Consider the following 14,787-nt stretch of genomic DNA (forward strand, 5'->3'; position numbering starts at 1 on the left):
CTGAAAGATTAGTTCTCGCTATGTATATTCAGCGCCCGACGCGTACGACCTGAACTGAGATACTCGGCTATATAGTCCTGAGAAATCTCGCCGTTGTAGCGCCCGTCCTCATCCACGATCGGCATCCAGCTGGTGTTGCTCTCATACAGGCGTGACAGCACCACGCGCAGGTTGTCTTCGGCTTTGCCGGTCATGCGGAACGGATGCAGGATGTCGGCGCAGGTCCCGCTGGCGTTACGCGCTTCGCGACGCTTCACAAAGCCCAGCGGCTTGCCGTGCTCGTCCACCACGGTGATGGCGCGGATATCGTTATCATCCATGGTGGCAAAGGCCTCTGGAAGCGGGGTAGAGCCACGTACCGTGATAGTGGGCTGCTGGTCAGTGACGTCGCCCGCCGAGACCAGCAGCAGACGCTTCAGCGTGCGGTCCTGGCCGACAAACGAGCCAACAAACTCATTCGCCGGTTTCGCCAGCAGTTCGTCCGGGCTGGCGCACTGGACGATTTTCCCCTGCCGGAACACCGCAATACGGTCGCCAAGCTTCAGGGCTTCATCGATATCGTGGCTGACCAGCATGACGGTTTTTTTCAGCTTGCGCTGCATCTCGAGGAACTGGTTCTGGATCACCTCGCGGTTGATCGGGTCCACCGCGCCGAAGGGCTCATCCATCAGCAGCACCGGAGGATCCGCCGCCAGGGCGCGGATCACGCCGATGCGCTGCTGTTGGCCGCCGGACATCTCGCGCGGATAGCGATTCAGGAACTTATGCGGATCCAGCGCCACCATATCCATCAGCTCTTCGGCGCGGGTTTTACAGCGTGCTTTATCCCAGCCCAGCATGCGCGGTACGACGGTAATGTTCTCTTCGATGGTCATGTTCGGGAACAGGCCAATCTGCTGGATCACGTAGCCGATGTTGCGGCGCAGGGTGACGGTGTCCATCCCGCTGGTGTCTTCGCCGTTGATCAGGATCGTCCCGCTGCTCGGCGTAATGAGGCGGTTAATCATCTTCAGGGTGGTGGTCTTCCCGCAGCCGGACGGGCCGAGCAGGACGCACATTTCCCCTTCGGGCACGTTCAGGTTGACGTTGTCGACGGCCTTAAAGGTCTGGCCGTGCTTCTGTGAAAAGTGTTTGGTGAGGTTTTCCAGTTTTATCATTATCGAATCCCCTTCGGAGTCAGTACCACCTGCAAACGGTGCAGCAGCCAGTCGAGCACAATCGCTAAAAGACAAATCATCAGCGCGCCCGCAATCAGCATGCGGATATCACTCCCGCCAATACCGTTAAGCAGCAGCAGGCCCAGACCGCCCGCGCCGATCACCGCGGCAATCGCCATCACGCCGATGTTCATCACCACGGCGGTGCGGATCCCGCCGAAAATCACCGGCAGCGCCATCGGAATTTCGACCCAGCGCAGGCGCTGCCAGAAGGTCATGCCGATGCCGCGCCCGGCTTCGCGCAGGCCCGGCGGCAGGCTGTCGAGCGCCGTATGGGTGTTACGCACAATCGGCAGCAGCGAGTAGAGAAACACCGCTGTGATCGCGGGCAGGGCGCCAATCCCCTGACCGATCAGCGAAAAGAGCGGAATCATCAGGCCAAACAGCGCAATGGACGGGATGGTCAGCACGATGGTGGCAATCCCCAGCACCGGCGTCGCCAGCCACTTGTGGCGAACAATCAGAATGCCCAGCGGTACGCCGATGAGAATGGCTAAGCCCACGGCCAGCGCCACCAGCCACAGATGCTGCAGCGTCAGGGTTAAGAGGTAGTCCCAGTTGTCCAGAATGTAGTGAATTGTCTCCATAGCGCCTCCTACAGCAGCTGTTTGCTACGCAGGAAATCACGGGCGACCTGCTGCGGTGACTGATGGTCGATATCCACCTTCTTGTTCAGTTCGGTGATAACGTCGTTGTTGAGCTGGGCCGAGAGGGTGTTGAGCGCCTCTTCCAGGCCCGGATTGGCCTCCAGCGTGTCCTTACGCACCACCGGGGTGACGGCATAGCTCGGGAAGAAGCCTTTATCATCTTCCAGCACCTTGAGGTCGAAGCCCTTCACGCGCCCGTCGGTGGTATAAATCAGCCCGGCGTCGACGAAGCCGTCGCGCACCGCGTTATAGACCAGACCGGGGTCCATCTGACGGATCTGCGGGCGGTCCAGGTCCATCTTATAGGCGGCCTGAAGCGGCTTCATGCCGTCGCTGCGCCCGGCAAATTCCAGGTCTAGGCCCAGCAGCCAGTTTTTGTCCGGGTTGGTTTTACGGATCTGCTCAATCTTCGCCACCATGTCCGACATGGTGTTGATATGTTCCGCCTCGGCGCGCTTGCGCTGCATCGCGAACGCATAGGTGTTGTTCATGTCGGCGGGCTTGAGCCAGACCAGACCGTGCTTCGCGTCCAGACGTTTCACCGTCTCGTAAGACTCCTGGGGCGACATGCGCTTGTTGATATGGTTAAAGATGATTAATGACGTGCCGGTGTACTCCCAGGTCATATCAATCTGCTTGTTGATCATCGCGTTGCGGGAGATCACCGTGGCGATATTGGTTTGCGGCTGAACCTGAAAGCCTTTCTTTTGCAGGTACTGCACGGTCATCGCCGAGAGAATGTGCTGCTCGGTAAAGCTCTTGGTCGCCAGAATAAGCGGGGCCGCAATGGTCTGGCCGGTGAACAGCGCCGCGGCACACAGCGCCGCCAGGCCGGATATCAGTCTCATAAAAGCTCCTTGTTATTGTTATCGAGCGAGATGGGGACTCATCACGCGACCCAGCGCCGCCAGCAGGGTATCGAGGATCAGGGCGAACAGGGCAGTGGCCGCCGCGCCGAGGATCAGGGTCGGGAAATCGTTCAGGTAAATGCCGGGGAAAATCAGCTCGCCGTAGCTGCTGGCACCGATCAGGAACGCCAGCGGTGCGGTACCGACGTTAATGGCGGTGGCGATGCGGATCCCCGAGAGCATGACCGGCCAGGCGGCAGGCAGCTCCACCTGGCGCAGACGCTGCCATTTGGTCATCCCGATGCCCTTTGCCGCTTCCAGCAGCGACGGCGGGACCGAGCACAGCCCGGCATAGGTGTTGCGCACGATCGGCAGCAGCGAGGCGAGGAACAGGGCGATGATGGCCGGCGTATCGCCAATACCAATCACCACCATCGCCAGCGCCAGCACGGCCAGCGGCGGCAGCGTGTTGCCGACGTTGAAGATTTGCATCACATATTCGGCGATACCCCGCGCGGCCGGGCGGCTCAGCAGAATACCGGCCGGAATACCCACCAGCAGGGCAAAGAACATTGATGAGAAAACCAGAATCATATGCTGTTGCCCGAGATAGATCAGGTCAACCTGACGCGCTCTGAGGGTCTCCAGCCCGATCCCCCAGACGAGGAGGGCGAGAACCACGATAATGGCGCCGACAAACAGCAGCGAACGTTTGAATAATGGGTGCATTGCGGTGTGTCTCCCTGTGCGCATGCGTTATAGCAACCACCGGTTGCCTGTTGTTATGCCATGTTTCGGCAGGGGTAATTGACCTATAGCAAGCGTTTGGGAAGGGTTCCAGCGAAGGGGCAAAATCAGTAACCCCATGAAACTAGTGGCAACCTGAGGTCAGGCCTTATGGCATAAGGCCTGATTGTGGGGCGGGCAGAATAGTCCTAAAGCGAATATTTAGATGTGACAGTGTCACATTTAAAGGGCGCTTACGCCGATTACAGGTCATTACCTTCATAGAGGGGCACGAACCCGTCGAACCCGCGACGAGACGGTGATTATTGAGACGGTGGCGACAACCGCAAGCATCACCCCCAGCGTCAGCATGGCGTTAAAGCCAATCCATCGGAACAGCAGCAGCCCCGCGATGCCGCCCGTAATGAACGAAAACAGGGTGGTTAAGTGGGTTTTTAGCTGACTTTTTTGCGCCGCCGTATCTTTGGAGTAATCCCTGCGCAGCATCGCCACCATGACGGAGGCCAGGGAAATCCCCGCGTCCGTCAGCGTGCCGGTAATGTGCGTCGATCTTACCCGTCCGCCGGAAAGCTGCGTGGAGGTGGAATTATGAATGCCCATCAGAAAGCAGAGAAAAAGAATAATCTCGCGATTGCTGGTGAGCGCATGGAAATACATTTCGTAGAAGGAAACGCCGGTCAGTAATATCCCCTCGACAAAAAGGATCTGGCAAAAAACCAGCCTGACGTTATGGATAATTCCCCATATCACGATCGTGCGCGCAATAATGGCGCCAGCCACAAAAGAGAGAATTATCGAGCCGAAGAAAATCATATCGCTCAGATCGGTAGAAGAAACTTCGCTGGATAACTGTGAGGTGTTGCCGGTCATGTGTGAGGGGAAAAAGCCAAATGCCCCGAGGGCGATGGCGTTCAGCAAACCTGCCGAGGTCGCCAGCCAGAGAGCAAGCCGGCGATCCTCCTTATGCGTTCGTTCTTTCTTGAGTTTAATCAGCAAGAATACCTCCGGGTTGAGCTTTGCCTGACTATTCAGGCTAGCAAAGCGGTGCAACGGGCTGTCCAGGATATGGCTTAATTATTATTCCCTCTGACGACAATCAGGGTTTCGTAATTAAATAAAACAGCCTCGTTGCGGTATTCATTCAGGCATTAAGTTTTATATCATGCCGTTATTGCCGTGACGCAAAAATGCCGGACGCTGGTTAAGTCGCTCGAACCAGGCCTCAATGGCGGGCACGTCTGGCTTATCAAACGGCGTCATTTTCCAGCGATTCACCGACAGCCCAAGCACCACGTCCGCGAGGGTAAACGTCTCGCCCGCCGCAAAGGCCCCGGTGCGCTGCAGCTGGTTTTCCAGAATGGTGATGCAGTGGTTCCACTCTTTGATTCCCGCCGCAATGCGCTCAGGGTCGTTAAAGTCCGGGTTTTTACGCCCCAGCGCCGGGAAGACATAGCGCCAGGCGTTGTTAAATTCAGTGGCCTGCCAGTCCATCCAGCGCTCAACGTTGGCGCAGGCCTGCGGTTCTGCGGGCAGCAGATCGTGACGTTCGGCCTTGCGCGCCAGATAACGGCAGATGGAATTGGACTCCCACAGCACGAAATCACCGTCTATCAGCACCGGCACCATGGCGTTGGGGTTCAGGGCGCGAAAGGCATCCGTTTCCGTCGAGGCGAAACCGCTGCCGTAATCTTCCTGCTGATAAGTGATGCCCGCTTCTTCGCAGGTCCAGAGCACTTTACGAACGTTGATGGAGGTGGTTTTGCCGAGGATGCTGATCATTGCGCAGGTGTCCTTTAATGGATGTTATTGTTTAAAAACAATACACGATCGGTGAAGAAAAGCGTCAAAAAATCATCCGGCGCGTTATTTGTGAAGACGCGAAAGCAGAAACGTTAGCGCTGCCGCAAAGAGGAGCACTATGCCACTCAATGCAAACGTGCTCTGCCAGCTATAACGATCGAAGGCTATACCGCCCGCCGTTGAGCCGAGCGCAATGGCGAGCTGGATCACCGCGACCATCAGTCCACCGCCTGCTTCAGCATCCTTCGGCAGCGTTCGAGCAATCCACGTCCACCACCCCGTCGGCGCTGATGTTGCCAGCATCCCCCATAGGCCTGACAGCAGGGCCACAATCCACACGTTATGCCCGGCGAGAATCAACGCGACTGCGATGACCGCCATCAGTAGAGGGATCGCGATCAGCGTTATGTAAAACGCGGCATTAAGCACCAGGGCAACGAAAAGGGTGCCCACAAAACCTGCAACGCCTATGGTGAGCAAAATTAGCGACAGCCCGGCTCCGCTCACCCGGGTGACGGTTTCAAGGAACGGGCGCAGATAGGTAAACAGCGCAAACTGCCCCATAAAGAACAGGCCGCAGGCCAGCAGACCAACGGAAACGGCAGGCTGGCGGAATAACCGAAAAACACTTCCTCGTGATGTACCGTTTTTACGCGCGTTCATGTCAGGCAGGCTTAAACACTGCCAGATGAACGCGACTATCGCCACGGGCACCAGACAAAGAAATGCGCCGCGCCAGCCAATAGTGGCCCCAAGATAGCTGCCAAGCGGGGCGGCCACCACCGTTGCCAGCGCGTTACCGCCGTTGAAAATGGCCAGCGCGCGCGCAACCTTATGCGGCGGAACAAGGCGAATAGCCGTTGCGGCAGACATGGACCAGAACCCGCCTATAGCGATACCGATCAGCGCGCGGCCCGTCATGTAAACCAGATAGTTTGGGGCGAAAGCGATAATCATCCCCGAGAGCGCCATCAGGAGCGTCATGCCCAGAAGAAGGTGTTTGCGGTTTATATTCCCGGCAAGCCGGGAAAGGAAGAGGCTGGTCAGCACCGCCAGCGCGCCGGAAATCGCGATCCCCTGGCCAGCGAGACCCTCCGTAACGCCCAAATCTCTGGCAAGGGGAGTAAGCAGGCTGACGGGCATAAATTCCGAGGCAATCAAGACAAATACGCACAGGGTCATGGCAAAAACGCCACTCCAGTGTGCATGCTCTGTGTTCTGTGATGTGGTGCGGCTCAGTGTAGACATAGTCAGATTTCACAAAGAGCCACCCGTATAGGGCGGGTGGCGTAGAGGTTTATTTCAGGTTGGTTTTGAAAAACTGCTCAAACTGGCCGAACGGGATCTTCCCGGCAACGTTGTCGTAGAGATCGACATGGTTTGCGCCCGGAACAATCACCAGTTCCTTCTGCTTGCTGCCGACCGCTTTAAACGCATCTTCCGCAAAGTAGCGGGAGTGTGCCTTTTCACCGGTTACGATAAGCGTTGGGATAGTAATTTCCCTGCCGTAGCTCAGCAGCGGCATATTCATAAATGATAATGGCGTGGTCGCGGTCCACGCGCCGGTGGAGTTGACGGAGCGCGCATGGAAGCCGCGCGGCATACGGTAGTAGTCAAAGAATTCTTTGAGTACCGGATTCGGGTTGTCACGTAACGCCTCCGGCAGAATACGTTCAGCTGCCGTCACCTTGCCGTTCTCATCGACATAAATGTCATGGCCGCCGTGCGCGAAGGTACCGTTCTCAGCATCTTTCCAGCGCTGTGCGTTCAGATACTGCAGAACGGCACGGCGGTCAGACGTTGAATAGCGATCTTTCCCGTCGCCCACGCCGTGGCCCATCGCCCGGCTCATGTCATACATCACGCTGGTGGCGACCGCCTTCACGCGGGTGTCCATGGATGCTGCGTTGAGCGCCATACCGCCCCAGCCGCAGATGCCGAGAATACCAATGCGGTTACGATCAACCTCTTTCTGCAAACCGAGGAAGTCCACCGCCGCGCTAATGTCTTCGGTGTTGATATCCGGAGACGCTACGTTGCGCGGCTGGCCACCGCTTTCGCCCGTATAGGACGGATCGAACGCCAGGGTTACAAACCCATTTTCTGCCAGGGTTTGCGCATACAGGCCGCTGGACTGCTCTTTGACCGCGCCAAATGGCCCGCTGACCGCAATCGCCGCCAGCTTGCGGTCGCCGCGGTTTTTGGGAAGATACAGATCGCCTACCAAAGTGATCCCGTATCGGTTCTGGAAGGACACCTTACGGTGATCGACTTTGTCACTTTCGGCAAAGGTTTTATCCCATGTGCTCACCATCGAAACAGGCGCGTTTGGGTTGGTGGTTTCTGCATAACTCATTGTTGTCACTCCACTTAATGATGCACATAGCAGCATCGCAACGGACAGTTTTTGGGTAAATGTTTTCATAGAAATGAACCCTGGGTTGTTGTGTTGCGGTCATTATAGTTAGCAGAAATAGTGCTGATTAGAGGGCGAAAGCTGCTAGGATTCATATCATATTGTTATAAATGGGTGGGGATGATGGCGAAACGGGAAAACTATAATGAGCTGTACCTGTTCATGCAGGTGGTACGGGAGGGGAGCTTCACGGCGGCCGCGCTTCGGCTTGGGCTGGCGCAATCCGGGATCAGCCGCTCGGTTCGCGAGCTGGAAGAGCGATTGGGCGTTCAACTTCTGGTCCGCACCACGCGCAAGCTCTCGCTCACCCATGCCGGGGAACAGCTTTATCAGACCGCCGAGTCTGCATTCGATACGCTCGATACGGGTCTGGCGACCCTGGCACACTATCGTCAGACGCCGTCCGGCACGGTGCGTATTAATGCCAGCCAGCACGCTATCGATAAATGTCTGCTGCCAAAGCTCGCCATTTTTAAACAGCGTTACCCGGACATCAGGCTGGAACTGATCAATGAAAGCCGCTTCGTCGACATTATCGCCGAGCGGTTCGATGCGGGTGTCAGACTGGGGCCGGAAGTGGGGCAGGGAATGATTGCTGTGCGTATCACGCCTGATATGGAAATGGCCGCGGTGGCTGCCCCGGAACACTTCAGACGCTACGGTTTTCCGCAGACGCCAGCCGATTTAGTGGCCCATCCCTGCATTGCTTACCAGTTCGCCGACGGTAGTGACTATCAGTGGGAACTGGTGCAGGACGGGAAAAAAATCACCCATCGGCCAGAGGGGCAATGGGCGCTGTCTGACAGCTACATGGAAGCCGAGGCCGCCCGGCTGGGGCTTGGGCTGGCCTATGTCCCGGTGGAGCTGGTGGCTGACGATCTGGAGCGCGGAACGCTTATCCGGGTGTTGCAGCGCTATAGCCTGCGCATGGACGGGTTGTACCTCTATTATCCGCACCGCAACGTGTCGCCTGCCCTGAGGGCTGTGATCGATACGCTGAAAATTTAGGGCGGCATAACATCACGAGAGCGGACATTCAAACTGCCCGCCGGTGAGCCATGACTAAAAATAAATCAGGACCGCTGTGGTGAGGCAAATTTTGCAGCAATCATTTCAGATGTGGGCTGTATTCCCCCAAGACTCCACTGTTCCGGTTCATGCTCGTCAATACGGATCCATACTGAACGCCGGAATTCAGGATCGCCGTTTCCCTCAATTTCAACAATAAGGTCAGTCATACGACGTAGCAGTTCTTTTTTTTGCTCCGAATTCATCATTCCTTTAATGGTTTGCACATTTACGAAGGGCATTGTATTCTCCTTAAATAACTAAGTCTTTAAATCATACTCAGGTTACGAGGCAAACGAAGAGATGTCAAAAAATAAATCATTACCGTACTTATTACCTGAGCTTTGTGGGTTAGCGGCGGCCGCTGAGCTTCTTGGCGATCAATGGGTTTTGTTGATTCTGAGAGAGGCGTTTTATGGGGTAACACGCTTTGAAACGATACGGGATCATACAAAAATCACCCGGCAGACGCTGGCGAACCGGTTAAAAAAAATGACTGAACTCGGCCTGCTTTGCAAAATCCCTTATCAGGAAGAAGGGGCGCGTGAACGGTATGAGTATGTTCTTACCGCCAAAAGCCGCAGCCTTGCGCCGATTCTTTTCTCTTTGATGGAGTGGGGTCATAAAAACATACTGCACGACGCACCACATATTGCCTTAACAGACAAAGAAAGTGGAGAAGTGGTGAATAGCGCCTATGTTACCGTCGACGGTAAGTTCGTTGATCCTAAAAACGTTCGGTTAACGTTTCACGACAGCCAATACTCCGCCGCCATGCCCCAGGCGCCTGACCATACTGACGCTTAAAGCTGCGGTTGAAGGAATGCCGGGAGTCAAAGCCCAGCGAGAGCGGTGATTGATACCCTTAAAATTTAGGGCAGCGTTGTCATTCTGGAAGGCGCCTCGCAAACCGCAAAGTAACCTTATGAAATTCAGCGTGATGTCTTTTCCTCTACGGGGCGCGGTCGTAAAGTGCCTGCGTTGCGGCACATCCGCAATCGGGCGTAGGAACCCGCATCTACAGAGCGATATTTATATGTCGCGACAGCGCCGATCTCGTTAAAATTGCGGTGGCGCTGACGGAGCAGCCGCAAGGCTGGCCGTTTTCTCTGTGGGCGGTATTCCTACCTCTGTCAGCGCTACCCCCTCGAGCGTAGGAACTCATCGGGTGGTTCACCCAATTTATACACTGAGGATGCCTTACGATGGCTACTATCCCAACCCTGACTTACCTTCCATCTGACGAAAACGTCATTCTGCAACCTATCTCCCGACCGCTTCCGGCCGATGCCGATCTCTTTGAGGTCGCCGACAACTGCGCCGCGCTGGTGAGCGTGCTGGTCGAAACCGATGATGTCGCGAGCCGTACTGCGCTGTGCGAGCGTCTCCTTGAGGCTCTGCGCAGGCTGCGCGCACTCTGCGATGCCGATCTTCCGCCATACCTGATTGAACAGTTGATCATGGGTGAGAAAACCAACTCCTGCGTGCCCGACTGCTGGCAGGACACCTTAACGCAGGTGGACTATGTTCTGGCGCTGACGCAAGCCGTTATGGGGGGAACGCTGTCCGCTCACGTAGTGAAGGAGCTGACAGGCCTGCTGCACGATATGGTGTGGCTGCTGGCTGAGTTTGTGAAGGAGCCGCGCATTACTGCGCATTAAGGGGCTGGCATGGAGGGGCGGCAGCGCCCCTTTGAAAGTGTGATTAACGCGATCGGTTCCCGGTATCCAGAAGCGACGTGCCGTAGGAGTTGTCGATAGTACAAAGCCAGCGACCGTCGCTTTCCTGCCGAAAAACATAGGTCGCGCGGCGCGACATTTCCGTTATTCCACCCTGACCATCAGGAAAACGCAGAACGGTTTCCATGATAACGAGGGCATTGTCACCGCCTTCGATCACCTGCATCTCTCCTTGTTCCGCAATCAATTGGTCCTGGAAATAATCCGAGATGGCAACAAACGCGCTGCGGATGTTGTCTTTGCCTTTAACAACCATTCCGGGCTTGACCACCAGAGCTGCATCTTCGGCGTAGTGTTTCATCAGCGCGTCATAGTTTTTGGTGGTGATGGCGTGATCGCAGGATTCGATTATCTGGCGTAGCGGGTGTGGGGTCATGCGTATTTTCTCAGAGAGGGGGAAAGCGTATTAACTTAACAGTCTGGCGTGTTTGTATAGCTACCAGGTTTTGTGGTTGGAAGGTTTAGCATAGAAGCGGATAGTTTTAAGGTTACGCCTGCTATGGGTGGTGAGCTCAACGGGGCGATTTCTAAACTGATATCGAGTCATTAAAACCTTCATCTGTCAGGTTTTGTGTCAGCAGTCACTACAGCAGGATAATAACTTCCTTGGGTAACTAAAGATTTTTTGCACAAAGTCGATAACTCCCCGGAAGACAGTCATTTGACGAAACAGTATTTATCAGGGGAAAAAGAAGTTGAGATTTCTTACATTGTTTATCCTCCTTATTGCTATTACTCTACATGCCGAAGAACATGATTATGGCCCACCTGTCTCTGTATGCCTGAACAAACATACCATTCCCTATATCAACACGATGATTCCAGCTGAAAATATTGTTAATGACGCTTATCTGACATGCCAGGGTGTCGTTGATGAATGGAATCGTGAGAGAGAATCCTTGCCCAAAGAAATGGTCATCAAGCAGAATAAGGAGTTGCGTGATATGTATATCAGGATGATTGAGATCCGTCGGAAAGCGAGTGCACACAAAAAATGAGGGACCCTTGTATCGATTGATTAGAACAAAAAGCAGACACTTAACGTTTGTCATGGAAACGCTTCGATTATTCGTAAAATATGAGAGCGCGAATTCACATCATCGTTGAATGCTATTTTATTAATAAAGGGATGACTTATGAAAGCAGGTGTTTTTTTAAATCTATTATTATTGACGTTATCATTTGATGTCGCGGCATTTACTCAATTCAAACCGGCGGTCTTAAATGCTGCTCTTTTATTCGATCATGATGCAACAACCGGGAACGTAAAACATAGCCTCCAGTGGATGCGGGATGTTACAGGTAAACTTCAGGTTATGACAGAAGTTAGATATGATCGCAGCGGATGCTTTACGAGTATCAACATGGTTGACAAGGCAAATGATCGAGAGTTTCATGTGGTCAATAAAGATGGCTTACTGACGTCACTTAAAGGCCAGCGTATTACCGGAAAAATAAATGAGCGCTGCGAAATTACTGAGCTTGAGAATGAAAAAGGTAATTACTTACTCAGTTATAATATACGTGGCTTGCTGGAAAAAATAATGGACAAAGATACGGGCGAAGTTGTAGAGCGATATGAATATCACAGCAGCCAATTCCCCGTTCGCATAATAAACTACAAAGATCCAAAAGATGAACGCATCGTTTACCCATCCGGGAGTGCGCAATTCCTTGACTCAGAATTAGTGTCGAAAAGAGAGGACATCACTTTCATGGTGAAGCAAAGCTGTGCTTACACCGCTGATGGTAATGCAGATAAATGCTCGCTGATAGCATCCACTAACGACGACTATCGTGACTCAAGCCTCGTATGGATTTCTAATCACAAAAATGAATATTTCTAAATTATATTAAAAGGACTGAACCCACGTCACCTTCCCGAAAGGTTGATTAACGTCCTATTTTTTTTGTCAGTGCATCATCTCCTGCTTTGAAACGATGGTATCGTTAACATCAATCAGCAGGAGAGTACTACAGACAGCCAAAAAGCCGTAAGCAGTTATCTGCTTACGGCTTCCAGAACGGTGATGATTTTCTGACAATCAGGCCGCTTTCACAGCCCTGATTTTTTTCGTGTCAGCCGCATCGGATTCTGTTTTATCAACAGCAGCAGTGAGATCGGGAAGCTTGCTGGTACGCAGAATATGCTGCACGGTCTCTTTCTGCTCGGCGAGATACAGGCCAAGATTTTCAGCCTGCGTTTCATCCATCTGCATTCCGCTTTGCAACAGCCAGTCGGTGAACGCATCTGCCATATCGAGCAGCTTGTCGTGAGCGTCAGCCTCTTTCTTACTGGCAAATGTCATTTTCTCTTCACCTTTTCTTACGACAACAAATTTTGTTTCAACAGCCATCGTGCACCTCGCTATACTGTATTTATATACAGTATAACAGCAACAAATCGACGTTGCAGCAAAATATGCATTACTGGCGAAGCTGCTGCGTTTCCGGGCCACCCATACTGCGTCGCCATGCCCCAGGCGCCTGACCATACTGGCGCTTAAAGCTGCGGTTGAAGGATTGCTGGGAGTCAAAGCCCAGCGCGATCGCCACGTTCAGAATCGGTTCGTCACTGTGGGATAACCGCTCAACCGATTTTTGCAGCTTTTGCGCGCGAATATACCCGGCGAGGGGATAGCCCGTATGCTCTTTGAACAGGCGCTGGAGGTGCCATTTTGAGTAGCCGGAACGCCTGGCGACGGTCTCAATGTCCAGTCGGCTGTCCAGGTTGTTGTCGATCCATTCGAGTAAATCATGCATAAATGCGCCAGTGTTCATCTGGTTACCCCCACGCAGCGAATGAAAAAGTATCTTTGTCTGTTGCATTTAAAGGTGGCGCGTTTTTGCAGTAATTGCAAGTTTTATTGTTGCATTTAAATCCCTGACCGAAACGGGTCTTTTCACATCCGCTCAAATAGCACATAAAGTGCAACAATTATTCTTGCACTTAGTTAAGCGCCTTCCTACAATCGCCGCGAATAGTGTATTCGCAACTGTTACAGTTTTGTGGCGATGAACGACACAAATGGCCTTAAGACAGCCCCCGGACAAAGGAAGTGGCGCGGTGCCTCCTGCTGCGTCTTGCCCGGTGGCGACAATTATCGGAATAAAAATAATGAGCCTGCAAAAAACCTGGGGTAACTCTCCTCTGAGCGCGCTGGGGGCAATGTTGCTCTCCGTGCTGCTCGTCGGATGCGATAACAGCGTCGCGCAAAATGCCGCGCCACCTGCGCCTGCCGTGAGTGCCGCTGACGTGGTGGTGAAATCGATTAGCCAGTGGGATAGCTTTAACGGCCGGATTGAAGCGGTGGAGAGCGTTCAGCTGCGCCCGCGCGTGTCCGGCTACATTGATAAGGTGAATTACACCGACGGCCAGGAAGTGAAGAAGGGCGAGGTGCTGTTCACCATTGATGACCGTACCTATCGCGCCGCGCTGGAGCAGGCGCAGGCGAACCTGGCGCGGGCCAAAACGCAGGCCAGCCTGGCGCAAAGTGAGGCTAACCGTACCGATAAGCTGATCAATACCCATCTGGTCTCACGGGAAGAGTGGGAGCAGCGTCGCTCGGCTGCCGTTCAGGCGCAGGCCGATATTCGCGCCGCGCAGGCGGCGGTTGACGCAGCCCAGCTCAACCTGGACTTCACCAAAGTGACCGCGCCTATCGATGGTCGCGCCAGCCGGGCGCTGATCACCAGCGGGAACCTGGTGACTGCGGGCGATACCGCCAGCGTCCTCACCACGCTGGTCTCGCAGAAGACGGTGTACGTCTACTTTGACGTGGACGAGTCAACCTACCTTCACTATCAAAACCTGGCCCGCAGCGGGCAGGGGGCGTCCAGCAATCACACGGCGCTGCCGGTTGAGATTGGCCTGACGGGCGAGGAGGGCTATCCCCATCAGGGCAAAGTGGATTTCCTGGATAACCAGCTTACGCCGAGCACCGGGACCATCCGCATGCGCGCGCTGCTGGATAACTCGCAGCGTCAGTTCACGCCGGGACTGTTTGCCCGCGTACGCCTGCCGGGCAGCGCGGAGTTCAAAGCCACGCTTATCGACGACAAGGCGGTGCTGACCGATCAGGATCGTAAATACGTCTATATCGTCGATAAAGAGGGGAAAGCGCAGCGTCGCGACATTACGCCGGGTCGTCTGGCAGACGGTTTACGCATTGTGCGGCAGGGGCTGAACCCTGGCGACAAAGTCATCGTCGAGGGTTTACAGAAAGTGTTTATGTCGGGTATGCCGGTAAACGCCAAAACCGTTGCCATGACCGCCAGCGCCGCCCTCAACTGATCCCTTGACCT

The 14,787-nt window shown here is 54.3% G+C and carries 18 protein-coding genes; 6 read left to right on the forward strand and 12 right to left on the reverse strand.

Annotation, left to right across the window (positions count from 1 at the left end; all coding sequences use genetic code 11):
• Window positions 1-8 precede the first annotated feature (8 nt).
• From osmV to HMPREF3143_RS08930, 8 genes are all read right to left on the reverse strand, one after another.
• Complete coding sequence (osmV, locus tag HMPREF3143_RS08895) at window positions 9-1,157, reverse strand: osmoprotectant ABC transporter ATP-binding protein OsmV (RefSeq protein ID WP_023344013.1); 1,149 nt, start codon at window positions 1,155-1,157, stop codon at window positions 9-11.
• Entirely contained in the window at window positions 1,157-1,804 is a 648-nt protein-coding gene (gene osmW / locus HMPREF3143_RS08900) for an osmoprotectant ABC transporter permease OsmW (RefSeq protein ID WP_014169860.1), read from the reverse strand. Before osmW ends, osmV begins: the two co-directional genes overlap by 1 nt.
• Before the next feature lie 8 nt (window positions 1,805-1,812).
• Window positions 1,813-2,712: an osmoprotectant ABC transporter substrate-binding protein OsmX gene (gene osmX / locus HMPREF3143_RS08905; RefSeq protein ID WP_046092841.1), complete on the reverse strand. Its 900-nt coding sequence runs from the start codon at window positions 2,710-2,712 to the stop codon at window positions 1,813-1,815.
• An 18-nt stretch (window positions 2,713-2,730) separates the two neighbouring features.
• The gene (gene osmY / locus HMPREF3143_RS08910) at window positions 2,731-3,441 is read right to left on the reverse strand and encodes an osmoprotectant ABC transporter permease OsmY (protein ID WP_070532731.1); all 711 of its coding nucleotides are present in this window, start codon (window positions 3,439-3,441) and stop codon (window positions 2,731-2,733) included.
• A gap of 276 nt (window positions 3,442-3,717) precedes the next feature.
• Window positions 3,718-4,455 (reverse strand): YoaK family protein, encoded by a 738-nt coding sequence (locus HMPREF3143_RS08915; RefSeq protein ID WP_070532734.1) that lies wholly within the window; start codon window positions 4,453-4,455, stop codon window positions 3,718-3,720.
• 159 nt (window positions 4,456-4,614) lie between these two features.
• Window positions 4,615-5,238: a glutathione S-transferase family protein gene (locus tag HMPREF3143_RS08920; protein ID WP_044596707.1), complete on the reverse strand. Its 624-nt coding sequence runs from the start codon at window positions 5,236-5,238 to the stop codon at window positions 4,615-4,617.
• Window positions 5,239-5,322: 84 nt separating this feature from the next.
• Window positions 5,323-6,507: an MFS transporter gene (locus HMPREF3143_RS08925; RefSeq protein WP_070532737.1), complete on the reverse strand. Its 1,185-nt coding sequence runs from the start codon at window positions 6,505-6,507 to the stop codon at window positions 5,323-5,325.
• A gap of 49 nt (window positions 6,508-6,556) precedes the next feature.
• A complete protein-coding gene (locus HMPREF3143_RS08930) occupies window positions 6,557-7,684 on the reverse strand; it encodes an alpha/beta hydrolase (protein ID WP_070532740.1) in 1,128 nt (375 codons plus the stop codon).
• A 114-nt stretch (window positions 7,685-7,798) separates the two neighbouring features.
• Between HMPREF3143_RS08930 and HMPREF3143_RS08935 the strand changes: the two genes are divergently transcribed.
• Window positions 7,799-8,683, forward strand: a complete 885-nt coding sequence (locus tag HMPREF3143_RS08935; protein ID WP_023292572.1) for a LysR family transcriptional regulator — start codon at window positions 7,799-7,801, stop codon at window positions 8,681-8,683.
• A gap of 65 nt (window positions 8,684-8,748) precedes the next feature.
• Here the strand turns inward: HMPREF3143_RS08935 and HMPREF3143_RS08940 are convergent, their stop codons facing one another.
• Window positions 8,749-8,985: a tautomerase family protein gene (locus HMPREF3143_RS08940; RefSeq protein WP_021241201.1), complete on the reverse strand. Its 237-nt coding sequence runs from the start codon at window positions 8,983-8,985 to the stop codon at window positions 8,749-8,751.
• Window positions 8,986-9,046: 61 nt separating this feature from the next.
• On the opposite strand from HMPREF3143_RS08940, the gene HMPREF3143_RS08945 reads away from it, so the two are divergent.
• Both HMPREF3143_RS08945 and HMPREF3143_RS08950 read left to right on the forward strand, forming a co-directional pair.
• A complete protein-coding gene (locus HMPREF3143_RS08945; RefSeq protein WP_023292571.1) occupies window positions 9,047-9,550 on the forward strand; it encodes a winged helix-turn-helix transcriptional regulator in 504 nt (167 codons plus the stop codon).
• A 398-nt stretch (window positions 9,551-9,948) separates the two neighbouring features.
• Entirely contained in the window at window positions 9,949-10,404 is a 456-nt protein-coding gene (locus HMPREF3143_RS08950) for a hypothetical protein (protein ID WP_070532743.1), read from the forward strand.
• 43 nt (window positions 10,405-10,447) lie between these two features.
• Here the strand turns inward: HMPREF3143_RS08950 and HMPREF3143_RS08955 are convergent, their stop codons facing one another.
• Window positions 10,448-10,858 (reverse strand): YybH family protein, encoded by a 411-nt coding sequence (locus tag HMPREF3143_RS08955; protein WP_070532746.1) that lies wholly within the window; start codon window positions 10,856-10,858, stop codon window positions 10,448-10,450.
• Between the two features lie 319 nt (window positions 10,859-11,177).
• Between HMPREF3143_RS08955 and HMPREF3143_RS08960 the strand changes: the two genes are divergently transcribed.
• Together HMPREF3143_RS08960 and HMPREF3143_RS08965 are read left to right on the forward strand one after the other, a co-directional pair.
• Window positions 11,178-11,480 (forward strand): hypothetical protein, encoded by a 303-nt coding sequence (locus HMPREF3143_RS08960; RefSeq protein WP_050009950.1) that lies wholly within the window; start codon window positions 11,178-11,180, stop codon window positions 11,478-11,480.
• A gap of 138 nt (window positions 11,481-11,618) precedes the next feature.
• Window positions 11,619-12,329: a YnfC family lipoprotein gene (locus tag HMPREF3143_RS08965; RefSeq protein WP_070532749.1), complete on the forward strand. Its 711-nt coding sequence runs from the start codon at window positions 11,619-11,621 to the stop codon at window positions 12,327-12,329.
• Window positions 12,330-12,527: 198 nt separating this feature from the next.
• Here the strand turns inward: HMPREF3143_RS08965 and HMPREF3143_RS08970 are convergent, their stop codons facing one another.
• Window positions 12,528-12,839, reverse strand: coding sequence for a YebG family protein (locus HMPREF3143_RS08970; RefSeq protein WP_070532753.1), 312 nt, complete (start codon window positions 12,837-12,839; stop codon window positions 12,528-12,530).
• Between the two features lie 70 nt (window positions 12,840-12,909).
• Entirely contained in the window at window positions 12,910-13,263 is a 354-nt protein-coding gene (locus tag HMPREF3143_RS08975; RefSeq protein ID WP_070532755.1) for a helix-turn-helix domain-containing protein, read from the reverse strand.
• A gap of 337 nt (window positions 13,264-13,600) precedes the next feature.
• Here HMPREF3143_RS08975 and HMPREF3143_RS08980 point away from each other — a divergent pair, with 337 nt between their 5' ends.
• Entirely contained in the window at window positions 13,601-14,776 is a 1,176-nt protein-coding gene (locus HMPREF3143_RS08980; RefSeq protein WP_070532758.1) for a multidrug efflux RND transporter periplasmic adaptor subunit OqxA, read from the forward strand.
• Window positions 14,777-14,787 lie beyond the last annotated feature (11 nt).

The sequence above is a fragment of the Enterobacter sp. HMSC16D10 genome (assembly GCF_001807145.1).
GTDB lineage: Bacteria > Pseudomonadota > Gammaproteobacteria > Enterobacterales > Enterobacteriaceae > Enterobacter > Enterobacter roggenkampii.

Bases quoted from the DNA above. Each gene is read 5' to 3' on its own strand.
- osmV (WP_023344013.1), bottom strand. From the start codon at position 1,157: ATGATAAAACTGGAAAACCTCACCAAACACTTTTCACAGAAGCACGGC.
- osmW (WP_014169860.1), bottom strand. From the start codon at position 1,804: ATGGAGACAATTCACTACATTCTGGACAACTGGGACTACCTCTTAACC.
- osmX (WP_046092841.1), bottom strand. From the start codon at position 2,712: ATGAGACTGATATCCGGCCTGGCGGCGCTGTGTGCCGCGGCGCTGTTC.
- osmY (WP_070532731.1), bottom strand. From the start codon at position 3,441: ATGCACCCATTATTCAAACGTTCGCTGCTGTTTGTCGGCGCCATTATC.
- HMPREF3143_RS08920 (WP_044596707.1), bottom strand. From the start codon at position 5,238: ATGATCAGCATCCTCGGCAAAACCACCTCCATCAACGTTCGTAAAGTG.
- HMPREF3143_RS08925 (WP_070532737.1), bottom strand. From the start codon at position 6,507: ATGTCTACACTGAGCCGCACCACATCACAGAACACAGAGCATGCACAC.
- HMPREF3143_RS08930 (WP_070532740.1), bottom strand. From the start codon at position 7,684: ATGAAAACATTTACCCAAAAACTGTCCGTTGCGATGCTGCTATGTGCA.
- HMPREF3143_RS08935 (WP_023292572.1), top strand. From the start codon at position 7,799: ATGGCGAAACGGGAAAACTATAATGAGCTGTACCTGTTCATGCAGGTG.
- HMPREF3143_RS08940 (WP_021241201.1), bottom strand. From the start codon at position 8,985: ATGCCCTTCGTAAATGTGCAAACCATTAAAGGAATGATGAATTCGGAG.
- HMPREF3143_RS08945 (WP_023292571.1), top strand. From the start codon at position 9,047: ATGTCAAAAAATAAATCATTACCGTACTTATTACCTGAGCTTTGTGGG.
- HMPREF3143_RS08950 (WP_070532743.1), top strand. From the start codon at position 9,949: ATGGCTACTATCCCAACCCTGACTTACCTTCCATCTGACGAAAACGTC.
- HMPREF3143_RS08955 (WP_070532746.1), bottom strand. From the start codon at position 10,858: ATGACCCCACACCCGCTACGCCAGATAATCGAATCCTGCGATCACGCC.
- HMPREF3143_RS08965 (WP_070532749.1), top strand. From the start codon at position 11,619: ATGAAAGCAGGTGTTTTTTTAAATCTATTATTATTGACGTTATCATTT.
- HMPREF3143_RS08970 (WP_070532753.1), bottom strand. From the start codon at position 12,839: ATGGCTGTTGAAACAAAATTTGTTGTCGTAAGAAAAGGTGAAGAGAAA.
- HMPREF3143_RS08975 (WP_070532755.1), bottom strand. From the start codon at position 13,263: ATGAACACTGGCGCATTTATGCATGATTTACTCGAATGGATCGACAAC.
- HMPREF3143_RS08980 (WP_070532758.1), top strand. From the start codon at position 13,601: ATGAGCCTGCAAAAAACCTGGGGTAACTCTCCTCTGAGCGCGCTGGGG.